The organism is Halorubrum sp. Atlit-28R, from assembly GCF_003665955.1.
Taxonomy (GTDB): Archaea; Halobacteriota; Halobacteria; order Halobacteriales; family Haloferacaceae; genus Halorubrum; species Halorubrum tropicale.
Window position 1 is genome coordinate 1 of record NZ_QPLS01000004.1, and the last position, 13,509, is coordinate 13,509.

15 protein-coding genes and 1 rRNA gene are annotated in these 13,509 nt (G+C 69.5%); 6 read left to right on the top strand and 10 right to left on the bottom strand.

All coding sequences use genetic code 11. From position 1 onward, the window contains the following. Window positions 1–100, bottom strand: a 16S ribosomal RNA gene (locus tag DVK06_RS07410); the annotation flags it as partial. 509 nt (window positions 101–609) lie between these two features. Continuing rightward, window positions 610–939: a non-histone chromosomal MC1 family protein gene (locus DVK06_RS07420; protein ID WP_053770243.1), complete on the bottom strand. Its 330-nt coding sequence runs from the start codon at window positions 937–939 to the stop codon at window positions 610–612. Between the two features lie 345 nt (window positions 940–1,284). On the opposite strand from DVK06_RS07420, the gene DVK06_RS07425 reads away from it, so the two are divergent. Both DVK06_RS07425 and DVK06_RS07430 read left to right on the top strand, forming a co-directional pair. After that, a complete protein-coding gene (locus DVK06_RS07425; protein WP_049931938.1) occupies window positions 1,285–1,488 on the top strand; it encodes a hypothetical protein in 204 nt (67 codons plus the stop codon). Window positions 1,489–1,585: 97 nt separating this feature from the next. After that, window positions 1,586–2,641 (top strand): quinone-dependent dihydroorotate dehydrogenase, encoded by a 1,056-nt coding sequence (locus DVK06_RS07430; protein ID WP_121599845.1) that lies wholly within the window; start codon window positions 1,586–1,588, stop codon window positions 2,639–2,641. Window positions 2,642–2,671: 30 nt separating this feature from the next. Here the strand turns inward: DVK06_RS07430 and DVK06_RS07435 are convergent, their stop codons facing one another. Beyond that, window positions 2,672–5,317 (bottom strand): valine--tRNA ligase, encoded by a 2,646-nt coding sequence (locus DVK06_RS07435; RefSeq protein WP_121599846.1) that lies wholly within the window; start codon window positions 5,315–5,317, stop codon window positions 2,672–2,674. Window positions 5,318–5,410: 93 nt separating this feature from the next. Continuing rightward, window positions 5,411–5,665 carry a hypothetical protein gene (locus tag DVK06_RS07440; RefSeq protein WP_053770246.1) on the bottom strand — a complete coding sequence of 85 codons (255 nt, stop codon included), beginning with the start codon at window positions 5,663–5,665 and terminating at the stop codon, window positions 5,411–5,413. Between the two features lie 436 nt (window positions 5,666–6,101). Here DVK06_RS07440 and DVK06_RS07445 point away from each other — a divergent pair, with 436 nt between their 5' ends. Then, complete coding sequence (locus DVK06_RS07445) at window positions 6,102–6,344, top strand: ferredoxin (RefSeq protein ID WP_121599847.1); 243 nt, start codon at window positions 6,102–6,104, stop codon at window positions 6,342–6,344. 355 nt (window positions 6,345–6,699) lie between these two features. Here DVK06_RS07445 and hemB read toward each other — a convergent pair whose 3' ends face one another. The 3 genes from hemB to DVK06_RS07455 are packed head-to-tail and all read right to left on the bottom strand — an operon-like array spanning window position 6,700 to window position 8,848. After that, window positions 6,700–7,680, bottom strand: a complete 981-nt coding sequence (hemB, locus tag DVK06_RS07450) for a porphobilinogen synthase (RefSeq protein WP_121599848.1) — start codon at window positions 7,678–7,680, stop codon at window positions 6,700–6,702. A gap of 48 nt (window positions 7,681–7,728) precedes the next feature. Then, the gene (locus tag DVK06_RS18925) at window positions 7,729–7,893 is read right to left on the bottom strand and encodes a DUF6757 family protein (RefSeq protein ID WP_006114727.1); all 165 of its coding nucleotides are present in this window, start codon (window positions 7,891–7,893) and stop codon (window positions 7,729–7,731) included. A 25-nt stretch (window positions 7,894–7,918) separates the two neighbouring features. Continuing rightward, window positions 7,919–8,848: a PHP domain-containing protein gene (locus DVK06_RS07455; protein ID WP_121599849.1), complete on the bottom strand. Its 930-nt coding sequence runs from the start codon at window positions 8,846–8,848 to the stop codon at window positions 7,919–7,921. A 146-nt stretch (window positions 8,849–8,994) separates the two neighbouring features. Between DVK06_RS07455 and DVK06_RS07460 the strand changes: the two genes are divergently transcribed. Beyond that, complete coding sequence (locus DVK06_RS07460; RefSeq protein ID WP_053770250.1) at window positions 8,995–9,279, top strand: hypothetical protein; 285 nt, start codon at window positions 8,995–8,997, stop codon at window positions 9,277–9,279. Window positions 9,280–9,440: 161 nt separating this feature from the next. On the opposite strand, the gene DVK06_RS07465 is transcribed toward DVK06_RS07460, so the two are convergent. Continuing rightward, the gene (locus DVK06_RS07465; RefSeq protein ID WP_121599850.1) at window positions 9,441–10,490 is read right to left on the bottom strand and encodes a DUF5784 family protein; all 1,050 of its coding nucleotides are present in this window, start codon (window positions 10,488–10,490) and stop codon (window positions 9,441–9,443) included. A 125-nt stretch (window positions 10,491–10,615) separates the two neighbouring features. Between DVK06_RS07465 and DVK06_RS18640 the strand changes: the two genes are divergently transcribed. Then, window positions 10,616–10,783 carry a DUF5786 family protein gene (locus DVK06_RS18640; RefSeq protein WP_233561650.1) on the top strand — a complete coding sequence of 56 codons (168 nt, stop codon included), beginning with the start codon at window positions 10,616–10,618 and terminating at the stop codon, window positions 10,781–10,783. Between the two features lie 102 nt (window positions 10,784–10,885). Here the strand turns inward: DVK06_RS18640 and DVK06_RS07470 are convergent, their stop codons facing one another. Together DVK06_RS07470 and DVK06_RS07475 are read right to left on the bottom strand one after the other, a co-directional pair. Further along, a complete protein-coding gene (locus DVK06_RS07470; protein ID WP_053770252.1) occupies window positions 10,886–11,566 on the bottom strand; it encodes a hypothetical protein in 681 nt (226 codons plus the stop codon). Next, complete coding sequence (locus DVK06_RS07475) at window positions 11,563–12,507, bottom strand: NAD(P)H-binding protein (RefSeq protein ID WP_121599851.1); 945 nt, start codon at window positions 12,505–12,507, stop codon at window positions 11,563–11,565. The genes DVK06_RS07470 and DVK06_RS07475 overlap by 4 nt, the downstream gene beginning before the upstream one ends. 80 nt (window positions 12,508–12,587) lie before the next feature. Here DVK06_RS07475 and DVK06_RS07480 point away from each other — a divergent pair, with 80 nt between their 5' ends. Then, window positions 12,588–13,502: an MBL fold metallo-hydrolase gene (locus DVK06_RS07480; protein ID WP_121599852.1), complete on the top strand. Its 915-nt coding sequence runs from the start codon at window positions 12,588–12,590 to the stop codon at window positions 13,500–13,502. Window positions 13,503–13,509: the final 7 nt, after the last annotated feature.

The following is a 13,509-nucleotide window of genomic DNA, read 5'->3' on the forward strand; positions in this document are numbered from 1 at the left end:
CACGTGTTACTGAGCTATTCGCCACGAGTCTGAACTCGTGCGACTAGCATGGCTAAATCGGATCCCAATAGCAATGGCCTCCGGCAGGATCAACCGGAATGTATGTCCTTCGAGCCTGATTCCCGGCCCGAAGGGGGTGTTGGCGGGTGTCAACATAGTGTTGACACACCATTGCATTGGTCTGTGTGGTGTCCGGGCCAGCCAACGGCTTGGATGGCACCGAACGACCACGGCTCACATCAGATCACCGCTTACGCCGGAGCGCAGGGGGCGTGATCCTCATCCTTCGCGGACCTGAACGTACCGGACGACGGGTGATAAACCCATCGGAACGGTACGGGTCCTGCGAAACCGGGCCGGATTGAACGGCCCGAGTCCGCGATGCGTTCTTCGCATTTCTTCGAATGCCCGGGTTGTACTTAACCCCGTCGAACCATCGGCGCCACGTCATGCGGTTTCATGCCGAGAGAAGGGAACTGACCGGATCCGATCGAACCGGCGACGCGACTGTTCGGGGCGGTCACTCTGCGGCGCAACGGTGATCATGCCCGAAGCGTTCCGGTCGACCGGCGGCTAAAACGAGAGATCGGGATCGGAGTGCCCGGGGAACTACTCCTCGTCGAGGTACTCGATGCCCTGCTTCGAGACGTTGGCTTTGGTGATGTTGTCGAGGTCGTTGAGCCAGAAGTCGTCGTCGGCGTCGTCCACCTCCGGGGCGCCGTCCTTCCACGCCCAGCCCTCGTACTCGTGGACCTTCTGCGTCCCCTTCTCGCGGAGGCGGAGCGTCGTTCGCTCGGCCTCCTCCTCCGAGGGCGCCGGGTCGAGCGTCCGAGCTGCCTTCAGCGCCGCCTGACGCGGCATGTTGCCCGAGAACTCGCTCGGTTCCGATCCGTCTTCTTCCCGAAGGGCAAAGTTTCGCTTACCGTCTTCACGTACCATGGTTTTGCCTCCGTGTGACACCAGCACACAGTCTGTAATAAATATATCGGGGAAATGAAAGCTGTACGCCACAATTTTTATATACTATCCCGGTCGCTGGTTGCGGTTTTCGCTCTCTGCGACGCGAGACGGGAGGCGGACACCAGTTCGCGATGAGGCGTTCGCTCCGGCCGGCCGTCGATTCGCGGCCCGCGTGACGGCTCGGGTCACCCCGCAGAGCGCGGACAGCGCCTCAATGTCCGTTCCGGGTCACGTCGACGCACGCGCGCAGTCTGGGACTCCTGCCGACTGCGGGTAAACAACACTTATGTGTCTGCTATGGCGACATGCGACAACACACCCGCGATGGTCCGTAAAAAGAAGCTCAGCCCCAGTGGCGCCAAGGACGACGAGGGGGAGTACCACAACGTCCACGTGAACCTCCACGAGGACGAACTCGCCGTCGCCGGCATGGAGATCGGCGACGAGGTGTTCGTCCGGGTCCGAGACGGGAAGATAATCATCCAGAAAGCGGACGCCAACCCCGAGCAGCTGGAACACGACTTCTGAGACGGACCGCGGGGTTTCACCGGATCGATGCCCGCGAGCGGCCGCGACGCGGACCGCGGTCGGCGGATTGATTGTCGCTCGTGACGAGGCCCAGACGATGGGCGCGTACGACCTGTTGAAGCCGGCGCTGTTCCGGCTTCCACCCGAGACCGCACACGGACTGGTGCATCGACTGCTCGGCGGCGTCCAGGGGACGCCGGTCGCCGCCGCGCTCGCCGAGCGGTACGCGGTCGACGACGAGCGGCTCGCGGTCGACGCGTTCGGGTCGTCGTTCCCGAACCCGGTGGGCGTCGCGGCCGGGTTCGACAAGAACGCGCACGTCCCGCGAGCGCTGGCGTCGCTCGGATTCGGCCACGTGGAGGTCGGCGGCGTGACCGCCGAGCGGCAGCCCGGGAACCCGCGACCGCGACTGTTCCGACTGAAGGCGGACGAGGCGCTCGTCAACCGGATGGGGTTCAACAACGAGGGCGCCGACCGCGTCGGGGAGCGCCTCGACCGCGACCCGCTCCCGGACGTGCCGGTCGGGATCAACATCGGGAAGTCGAAGTCGACGCCGCTGGCCGAGGCCCCCGACGACTACCGCTACACGTACGAGCGCGTCGCGGACGCGGGCGACTACTTCGTCGTCAACGTCTCCAGCCCGAACACGCCGGGGCTCCGCGAACTCCAGAACCGCGAGGCCTTAGAGCGCATCCTCGGGACCCTCGACGACGCCGGCGCGGACCCGCTCCTCGTGAAGCTCTCCCCGGACCTCCCGGAGCCGGCGGTCGAGGACGCGCTCGGCGTCGTCGACGACCTCGACCTCGACGGCGTCATCGCGACCAACACGACGACGTCGCGGCCGGACTCGCTGCGGAGCCACAACCGGGCCGAACGCGGCGGCCTCTCGGGGAAGCCGATCGAGTCGCTCGCGACGGAGCGGGTGCGGTTCGTCGCGGAGCGCACCGACGTGCCCGTGATCGGCGTGGGCGGGGTCTCGGACGCCGCGGGCGCCTACGAGAAGATACGGGCGGGCGCCTCGCTCGTCCAGCTGTACACCGGGCTCGTCTACGAGGGGCCGGGGCTCGCACGCGATATCAACGAAGGGCTGCTCGAACTGCTCGAACGGGACGGGTTCGACTCGGTCGGAGACGCCGTCGGCGCCGATCTGTAATCGAGTCGAATACGAGAGGGAGAGGCGCGGTTACGCGTCGTTGCGAACGATGACGACGACGCCGTCCGCCTGGAGCAGCTCGCCCTCGTCCTGATACTGACGTTCTTCCTCGACCGTGAACTCGTCGCCGACGAGCGTGACGCCGGCGACGTGAAGCTCGTCGCCGTCGAGTTCGTACTCCTCCTGAGCCAGGGCGGCCTCGATGTCGCCGACCTGGTCGCCGTACTTCGGGCCGACGGTGGCGTAGTCGAGGTCGATCCCCGTGATCACCGTCTCGACGGGCGCGTCGCCGTCCGGGTGGACCGCGAGGTCGTCGACGTGCATCACGCCGGTGATGTCGTCCTCGAACCCGCGCACGTCGGCGTACACCTCCACCGCGTCGAGCGCGGCGGTGAGGGGGAGCTGGTTCTCGCTCTTGTACTTGCGGAGCGCGCCGACGACCGCGGTCGCGGCGGTCCCGGCGTCGCGGTCGGCCTCGATCCCCAGCGGCTCGGGCCAGTCGGTGAGGTGAACCGAGTCGGTCGCGCCGTCCGCGAGCCCGGCCGCCGCCGCGTCGCCGGCGTACATGTCGTGCCACAGCTCCTCGGTGACGTGCGCGAGGAGGGGCGCGAACAGCTTCAGGAACCGGCGGTGCGCGGCGCGGAGCGTGTACGCGGCCGCGGCGTCCTCGCGCTGTTTCGCGATCTCGAGGTAGTCGTCGCAGAACGTGTTCCAGAAGAAGCTCCGGAGCTCGTCGCGCGCCTTCGAGAACGCGCGGTCGTCGAGGAGGTCGGTGAGCCGCTCGACCTCGGCGTCGAGCTCGGCGAGCAGCCAGCGGTCGAGCTCGCGGAGCCCGTCGTCCGGCTCGGCCGGGAACGGCTCCGGCGCGAGCGACTCGACGAGCTTCGAGGCGTTCCACAGCTTCCGGATCAGCTTCTCGCCCGCGCGGAGGTCCTTCTCTTTGAAGGGGAAGTCGTCGCCGACGGCGGTGCCGGCCGCCCAGTAGCGCGTGGCGTCGACCGGGAACTCCTCCAGCACGGCCTCGGGCTCGACGACGTTGCCGACCGACTTCGACATCTTCTCGCGGTTCTCGTCGAGCACGTGACCGTTGATCATCGTCTCCTCGAACGGGACCTCGCCGGTGTGCTCGTAGCACTTGACGATCGTGTGGAACAGCCAGAAGCTGATGATGTCGTGGCCCTGCGGCCGGAGGTCGAACTGATACAGCTCCGGGCGCTCCATCGTGAACTCCCCGGCCGCCTCGTCCCAGTCCCAGCCGGCGTTGATGAGCGGCGTCAGGCTGGAGGTGGCCCACGTGTCGAGCACGTCGTCCTCGGGCTCGAACTCGTCGTGCCCGCACTCGGGACAGGCGTCGGCGGGCGGGTCGTCGGAGAGCGGGTCGACCGGCAGGTCGGCCTTGTCGGCGATGACCGCCTCGCCGCAGTCGGCGCAGTACCACACCGGGAACGGGATGCCCGACGAGCGCTGGCGGGAGATGAGCCAGTCCCACTGGAGCCCCTCGACCCAGTGTTCGTACCGGGTGAACATCTTCTCGGGCGACCAGTCCATCTCCCGGCCGACCTCGAGGTACTCGTCGGTCTTGTCGAGCATCTCGATGTACCACTGCTCGGTGACGAGGAACTCGACGCTCGTCCCGCAGCGCTCGTGGACGTTGACCGTGTGGGTGATGTCGCGGCGGTCGAGCAGCGCGCCCGCCTCGTCGAGGTCCTCGACGATGGCCTCGCCGGCCTCGTCGGCGTGGAGCCCCTCGTACTCCTCCGCGACGTCGGTCATGTGCCCGGACTCGTCGATTGCGACGCGCAGGTCCAGGTCGTGGACCTGGTACCACTCGATGTCGTTCTGGTCGCCGAACGTACAGCACATCACGATGCCGGAGCCCGTCTCCATGTCGACGCGCTCGTCGGCGATGATCGGCACCTCGTGGCCGAACAGCGGGACCTCGGCGGACTCGCCGACGAGGTGCTGGTTCTCGTCGTCGTCCGGGTGGACGAAGACGGCGACGCAGGCGGGAAGGAGCTCGGGCCGCGTCGTCGAGATGGTGAAGGTCTCGCCGTCGCCGCCCGCGACGGCGAAGGCGATGTCGTTGAAGTGGCTGCCCTGCTCGTCGTCCTCGGTCTCGACCTGCGAGATGGCGGTCTCGCACTCGGGGCACCAGATCGCGGGCGCCTTCTCGCGGTACTCGCGGCCCTGCTCGTAGAGGTCGACGAACGAGAGCTGGGAGACGCGCTGGACGCGCGGCTCGATGGTCTGGTACGTGTGGTTCCAGTCCACCGACACCCCGAGCGACTGGACGTTCTCGGTGAACTGCTGCTCGTAGTCGGCACAGACCTCCCGGCACTTCGCCTGGAACTCGCGCCGCTCGAACTCCTGGTGGCGGATCTCGAGCTCGTCCTCGGTGAGCCGCTCGGAGGCGATCCCGTTGTCGTCGTAGCCGAACGGGAAGAACGTCTCGCCGCCGTTCATGCGCTCGAAGCGCGCGACGAAGTCCTGGAGGGTGAACCCGTACAGGTGGCCCATGTGGAGGCTCCCCGATACCGTCGGCGGGGGCGTGTCGATGGAGAAGACGGTGTTCGGATCGACCGGGTCGTCGTCGGAGTAGGCGTACGTCTCCTCGTCGACCCAGCGCCGCTGCCAGCGCGGTTCGACGGCGTCGGGGTCGTACTCACCACTGGGCATTTCGGTCACACGTTCCGCCGGTTCCCTCTTAACGGACTCGGTTGTGTGGGGCGGCGTTGCGCGGTCGAGCGCGGTGAGGTGCGGAGAGCGGGATCAGACCCGGTCGTCGAGGTCGTGGTCGGCCGCCATCTTCGACGCCTCGGTCGCGAACCGCTCGACCTCCTCTTCGGGCGTCTCGCCCAGCGCGCTCTCGTCGACCTCGCGGCCGGCGGTGATCCCGTCGCCCGTGACGAGCCGCTGTTCGGCCAGCTCCTTCGTGTGGACGCGCTCGCCGTCCTCGGTGGCGTAGGTGAGCCTCACGAGTCCCTTCGAGTCGAACTGCCGGTCGACGAGCCAGACGGTGGGCATGCGCGGGGATCCGTCCCTGCGAGGCTTAAGAAGGACGGTCGGCGCGCGGCGAGGTCGGTAGTACCCTCTTTTTGATCGACCGACCGAATCCGGTCGGCGCGTGCCGACGAACGCCCTCCGGGCGTGAGTCGCACGCGCGAGGGAGTCGCTGGCACCCTCCGCTACGCTCCGGGAGCCAGCGACGAGGCTGGGGAGGGGTGAGGTGCGGTCGCGGTGCGGGGTGGGATCCAAAGGGGCGGTCGAGAGGCGGGCACAGACGACGCAAGCACCGCAGGGAGCGAGTGGAACGAGCGACTGAGGAGCGCAGCGAGCGTGTGCCCGCCTCCCGGCCGGTGCTTTGGGGGGTTCTCCGGTGACCTGTCGGCGGGTCCAAATCGACCGGACTCTCACTCGTCTCGTCGCCACGGCTTTGTATCGGCTCGCCGAACCGGTGATCATGTACGTCGAGTTCGACCGCGACACCTGCGTCGGGATGTACCAGTGCGTCGCCGAGTGGGACGCCTTCGAGAAGAACCTGAACGACGGGAAGGCCGATTTAGAAGGGAGCGAGGAAGAGGACGAAGACCTGTTCGTCGTCGAGGTGCCCGACGGGGAGGAGCTCGACGCGAAGTTCGCGGCGCGCTCGTGCCCGGTCGACGCCATCGAAGTGTACGACGACGACGGCGAACAGGTGGTGTAGCCGGTTCGAGATCCGAGAGGTTGCTGTGTGTCGAGGGAGACCACCTCCAAAGCCCCAGCCGCGACGGCTCGCGCGGCTCGGTGTGCTCCTCGACCGCTCACTCCGTTCGCGGTCTGCGGTGCTTCCGTCGCCGTGCTTCGCCCTCGCGGCTGCCCCTTTAGGTCCCGCCCCGCACAGCACAGCTACCACAGCCTCACCCTCCCCAGCCTCGCGGTTCGCTCGGGGCTCCCTCCGGTCGCCCCTCACTCACCGCGTCCCTCGCATGCGCTCCTCGCGGCCGCCGGGGGCGGCCGCTCGCAGGCGCGCGCCGGGGGAGTATGTTTGAGAAAGCGCGTCTGCTCCCCTCCGGCTTTATTTAGAAGTGATCGGCCACGTCCTCGGCGAAGTACGTGATGATCAGGTCCGCGCCCGCGCGCTTGAGCGCGGTGAGCGACTCCAGCGCGGTCGCCTCCAGGTCGAGCCACCCCTTCTCCGCGGCGGCGTGGAGCATCGCGTACTCGCCGGAGACGTTGTACGCGGCGATGGGGCGGTTGAACTCTCGCCGGAGGTCCCCGACGACGTCGAGGTACGGCAGGCCGGGCTTCACCATCAGCACGTCCGCGCCCTGCTCGGCGTCGAGACGGGCTTCCCGGAGCGCCTCGCGGCGGTTCGCGGGGTCCATCTGGTAGTGCCGGCGGTCGCCGAACGCGGGCGCGCCGTCGGCCGCGTCGCGGAAGGGGCCGTAGAAGGCGGACTCGTACTTCGCGGCGTAGCTCAGGATGGCCACGTCCTCGTGTCCCGCCTCGTCGAGCGCCGCGCGGATCGCCCCCACCTGCCCGTCCGCCATCGCGGAGGGGGCGACCACGTCCGCGCCCGCGTCGGCCTGCGAGACCGCGGTGCGCGCGAGCAGGTCGAGCGTCTCGTCGTTCTTCACGGTGAGCGTCGGGTCCGACTCGGCGGTCTCCTCGATGACCCCGCAGTGGCCGTGGTCGGTGTACTCACAGAGGCAGACGTCGCCGATCACGGTGGCGTCGGTCTCGGCCGCGATCCGGCGGATCGCGCGCTGGACGACGCCGTCGTCGGCGTACGCCCGGCTCCCGGACGCGTCCTTCGACTCGGGGACGCCGAAGAGGATGACGGCCTCGACGCCGGTCTCGCCGATCTCGGCGACGCGGTCGACGGCCTCGTCGACGGGCACGCGCTCGTGGCCGGGCATCGTCTCGATGGGCACGCGCTCGTCGGTCGTCGCGTCGACGAAGACGGGCGCGACGAGGTCCGACGCCGAGAGGTCGGTCTCGGCGACGAGCGGGCGAACGCCGTCGGTCCGGAGGCGCCGCGGCCGGTCCGTGAGGTCCATGCCGACCGGTTGGTCCCGCGCCGCCTTTTACCGTTCGTCTCGGTCCGGCTACTCCGAGGACTCGATGTCGATCCGGTCGCGGAGCTCGGCCAGCTCGTCCGACTCGGCGAGCTCCTCGACGCGCTGTTTGAAGTGGGACTCGCAGAGGCCGACGACCACGCCGCGCTGCTCCGCCTCGTACGTGGCCTCCCGGTCGCAGTAGTGACACCGCATACGCGCCTCTCCGGCCGGCGCGGGCTTAATCCTGTTCGTCGGGCGCCGTGACGGAGGACGACCGGACGGGGACCGGTTCGGGGAGCCGTTCGCGGACGGCTTCGAACGCCGATTCCGTCAGCCCGGCGACCCCGAGGGTGCGCTCGTGCGCGTCCGTGCCGCCGGTTCTGAGCAGGCCGGCCTCGGCGGCGACGCGGTCGATCCGCTCGTCGTCGACGGCGCGACCGTACGGGTAGAAGCGCTCGATCGCGCCGATCGCGTCGCGGTCGCGGGCGACCCCGAGCGCCTCGTCGACGCGCTCGTACCGGAACGGGTGCGCGAGCCCGACGAGCGCGCAGGCGTCGGCGAGCAGGTCCAGCCCATCGTCGAGCGGGGTCACCTCACGCGCGACGTAACAGGGGCCGTCGTTCCCGATCAGTTCGTCGAACGCGCCGGCGTAGTCGTAGGGCGCGTCGGACTCCTCGATCGCCCGCGCGATGTGCGGGCGCCCCAGTCCCTCGCGGGGCGCCACGTCGAGGTCGACGCCGAGCCGGTCCTCGACCGCGTCGAGGATGGCGGCGCCGCGCTCGCGGCGGTCGCGCTGGAGGCGCTCGACCTCCGCGTCGAGCGCGTCGGTGTGTTCGACGCCGTACCCGAGGAGGTCGAGGCGCTCGAAGCCGGCGTCGACCCGGAGTTCGATCCCCCTGACGACCCGGACGCCGTCGCGTTCGACGACCGGCGCGTCGAGTTCGGGGTGGATCCGGTCGTGGTCGGTGACGGCGACCCAGTCGACGCCGGCCTCGCGGGCGGCCGCGGGCACCTCGTCGAGCGTCAGGGTCCCGTCCGAGACGGTCGTGTGCGCGTGGAGGTCGGCGACGACGGAGTCGACGGAGTCGGCCTGGGCAGCGGAGTCCGCCGGTTCGGCGGAGTCGGTCGATCCGGCGGAATCGACGGAATCGGCGGATTCTGAGGGCATGGGAGCGAATAGCCCGCCCCGGCACTAAGCGACGGCGGTCCGGTTCGCGGCCGCGGAACTCGCATATAAGGAGGTATAAGGTATTCCCTCCGACTAAGGTTGTACATGGACAATCATTAAGAACCATCGGCGGTTTTCAGCTGTTGATGCGCTTGAACGGCGTCGACGACCGACTCGAACGGCACCAGTACCCGACCACCTCTGAGGAGATCATCGCGGCTCACGGCAACGCGACCGTAGAGCTCGCGAACGGGTCCGAGCGGCTCGGCGACGTCTTGGAGCGGTTCGGCGACCAGACGTTCGAGGACGCGGAAGACGTGTTCACCACGCTCCGGGCCGGCGTCTGTCACCGCGGCGTCGGTCGCCGGTTCTACTCGGACCGCGACCCGACCACCGACGCGGAGGACGGGCCCGCGCCAGTCTCGTTCTGACGCGGCGAACCGCGCGAAGTCCATACCCTTCTTTCCGAAAGCCGACCGCGGAGCGTCGCCGATCCGCAGATTCCGAACGCCGCGACCCGCGACGCGGCTACGGTACGCCGTGGACGACGAGCGACGCGACTACCACGTGCCGTGGACGACGAGCGACGCGACTACGACACGCCGTCGACGACGCCGGAGAGGTCGAGCGGGACCGAACCCTTCCGGTACCCCTCGATCGACCCGTCGGGCTCGGCGCGGTACACGACCGCGGGCTTGTGACGGACCGCGGGCTCGGCCGCGCGCACGGCGGCCCACTCGTCGGCGGGGAACGACGAGCAGTCGACGAACAGCGTGACGCCGCCCGCGTGGGCCGCGAGCTGGCCGCTGGTCTTCGTCTCGGCGGTGTCGCGGACGGCCGCGACGGGGTCGTTCGCGGAGCGGCCGGCGGTCGGCTGCGGGCGCGTGACCTCGACGAGGTGACCGGCGCCGGTCTCGGGATCGGTCGCGCGGAAGTCGAGCGAGTGCCCGGTCGTCACCTCGATTTCCGGCGTGATCTCGTACCCCGCGTCGGAGAGGATCCGGGCCGCGGCGAACTCGGCTATCGCCGCGCTCATGCGGACGAGGTCCCGCGACGCGGAGGTGCCGAGCTTCCCGGCCATGACCTCGCGGTAGTCGTCCAGCGTCCCCGGCCGGAGGGTCTCCTCGACGAAGCCGGTGCCCGCCTCGCGGGTCGCGTCCGGGAACCCGGCGGCGTGGTCGCGGAAGAACGCCCGGCTCGTCTCCGCGCCGTCCTTCGAGCAGAACACCGGCAGGAAGTACCACGAGACGTGCGGGTAGTCGGCCAGCCACGGCTCGTCGTCGTGGAGCCCGGCGAGGAGCTCGCGCTGCGCCCACCGGGAGACCGGGTATGGCGCCTCGTCGAACCCGTACTTGTCCGTCCGCCAGAGCTCGCTCGGGGTCTCCGTGTTGCCCAGCCAGTACCCGACCGAGCCGCCGTCGGCGCCGGCCGGCGGGTCCGAGTCACTGTCGGTCCAGCAGAAGAGCGCGAACGACCCGTCGTCCATGTCGAACCGACGCGCCTCGTAGTCCGGCGGCGGGGCGAACCACGGGTCGCCGGCGGTCGCTCCGAGGTTCTCGTCGAGGGGGCGAGCGAGCTGCGACCGGACGCGGTCCGCCGTCCACCGACCGGGCGAGCGCCTGAAGCGGAGCGGTTGTGCCACGCCCGTTCGGTATCACGCCGCGCGGTTAATCGATTCCGGTGGCCGGCCCCGAACGTTCACGGTCTTTGATACGTTTACCGACAGGTATATTACAGGAAACGGCCAAGTGTAGTCGTACCATGTCAATGGGTGCCTATGACGAGACCGAACACGAGCGTCGCGAGAAGAAGACCAGCGAAGTCGACGCCGACTTCGACGCGGAGCGGCCCGAGTACTCCGGCTCCCTGACCTACGACTCGGGCGACTCGACGGAGGCACTCCTCGACAAGTTCGAAGAGCTTCAGGGCGAGTGACGCGGCCGCGGCGACGCCGCGTTTTCTGATTCCGTTCTCAACCGCCGAGTACGAAGCCGTAGGCGACGACGACCGCCGAGTGGCGACGCCGCGAGCGACGGCTCAGGTGAGCCAGATCGCGAGCGAGCAGACGACGGCGACGGCGATGACGTGCCCGACCACCGCGCCGAGCAGCACGGGCTCGGTGAGCAGGAACGGGACGAGCGCCAGCTGGACGAGCGAGAAGCCGATGTTCTCGGCGTCGAGCCGGCGGACGGTCGCCCGCTCCTCGTCCGGGAGGTCGACGTGGACCGCGCGCCACAGCGCCACGACCGCGCTCCACCACGAGGTGCCGATCCGGTAGGTCAGGTCCCAGAGGACGAGCAGCGTGAGGTAGACGACGGGGAGCGGGGGGTCGTCCCCGAACAGCCGGTCGATGAGGGTCGGCCCGCCGGTCGCGTCCCACGCGAACAGGTAGGTGAGCAGCGCGATGAACGCCAGCACGCCCAACACGATCTCGATGCTCGACCCGAACAGCAGACGCTTGTGCTCGGGCGGCGTGCCGAGCAGCCGGTTCTTCGCCCCGAGGCGGTGCATCTCGACGCTGCCGACGGCCGCGACGACGACCGCGACCGTCCCGGCGACGACGGCGTCCCAGGTCCCGTAGTACCAGCCGAGCGCCACCACGCCGACCTCGAAGATGGCGAACTGGAGCGCGACCGCCAGCGTGCGCGAGACGTCGAGCCCCGGGATCCCGCCGACGAGGCTCTCGTACACCCACGTCTCCCCGTACTCGCGGCTCACGGCGAGACCCCGGGCAGCGCGCTCAGCGGCGACGCCTCCGCGTTCTGCGACTCGGTCAGCGCCCGGGCGACCGCGAGCTCGAAGGGCGTGCGCTCGACGGGCACCAGCTCCCGGATCCGGTCGTCCTCGACGATCACGGTGTTGCGGAGCCCCTCGACCAGCGACCGGGCGAGGTAGGGGTTCACGTCGGTGACGAGCCGGAGCCACCGGGCTGACAGTCCGGGGCTCAACACCGGGACCCGCACGATCCGGAGGGAGTGGCCGAGCTGGCGCCTGGTCCGGCGGAGGATCTCGGCGTATGTCAGCACTTCCGGTCCTCCGATCTCGAACGTCTCGCCGGCGGTCTCGGGGGCGGAGAGGACCCCCGCCAGATACGCGATCACGTCGCCGATCGCGATCGGCTGGCACAGCGTGTCGACCCACTTCGGCGTGACCATCACGGGGAGTCGCCGAGCGAGCCCGGACACCACCTCGAAGCTCGCGCTCCCGGCGCCGATGATGATCGCGGCGCGCAGCGTCGTGAGCGCCGGGTCGCCCTCGGCGAGGATCCGCTCCACCTCGCGGCGCGACCGGAGGTGCTCGGAGAGCTCCTCGCGGTCTTCTCCGAGCCCGCCGAGGTAGACGATCCGGTCGATCCCGGCGGCCGACGCGGCCGCAACGAAGTTCCTCGCGCAGTTCCGGTCGCGCTCCTCGTACCCCGGGCCGCCGTCCATCGAGTGGACGAGGTAGTACGCGGCGTCGACCGCCTCGCCGTCGAGTTCGAACGCCGCGGGGAGCGTCTCCGGTTCCAAGAGGTCGCCCTCGACGACCGAGACGCCCTCGGGCGCGTCGTAGCCGTCGGCGTCGCGGACGAGCGCGACCACGTCGTGGCCGCGCGAGAGGAGCGTCGGGACGAGCCGGCTCCCGACGAATCCGGTCGCGCCGGTGACGAGCACTCGCATACCGTCTCCTGGGGCGGAACGACCATAAGCCTCGGCCCCCGGACCGATCGCTAGAAGTGCCCCCGGGTTCCTCCTCCGGTATGCGCGCAGGCGAGTTCGAACCGGTCCGCGGCGTCGAGGACCTGTACGTCCACGACACCGGGATGTTCGACACCGACGAGTACGGCGCCGTTTACGTGTACGACGCCGAGCGACCGATCGTGATAGACACGGGGACGGGGGCGAACCGGGAGTCCCTGTTCGAGAGCATAGAGGCGATCGGGATCGACCGCGAGGAGCTCGCGTGGATACTCCCGACCCACGCCCACCTCGACCACGCGGGCGGCGCCGGGTACCTCGCGGAGCGCTATCCGAACGCCGAGGTCCGGGTGCCCGAGAAGGGCGTCCGCCACCTCGTCGACCCCGACGCGCTCGTCGCCGGCACCAAGTCGGCGGTCGAGGAGCAGTGGGAGTACTACGCCGAGCCGCGGCCGGTCCCGGACGAGCGGATCGCGGGCGTCGCCGACGGCGACCGGATCGACCTCGGCGACCGCGAGCTCGTCGTCCGCGACGCGCCGGGGCACGCCCCCCACCACGCGGTCTACCACGACCCCGACGCGGACGTGGTGTTCGCCGCCGACGCCGCCGGCATCTACGTCCTCGCGGTCGACGCGGTGACCCCGACGACGCCGCCGCCCCAGTTCGACTTCGAGCAGTGCCTCGACGACATCCGGCTGATCGAGGAGATCGACCCCGAGACGGTCTGTTTCGGTCACTTCGGGCCGCGGACCTGCGACGAGGCCCTGATCGGCGAGGCGAAGCGAGCGTACGTCGAGTGGGTCGAGCGCGTCAGGGAGAAGCGCGCCGAACTCGGCGACGACGAGGCGGTCGTCGAGCACTTCGAGTCGGCGAGCCGCGACGTCGACTACTGGAACCGCGAGCGCGCGCGGGCGAACGCGAGCCTGAACGCGAGAGGCGTGTTAACGTACCTCGACCGCGTCGGCGACGAGGCGTGACTCGTCG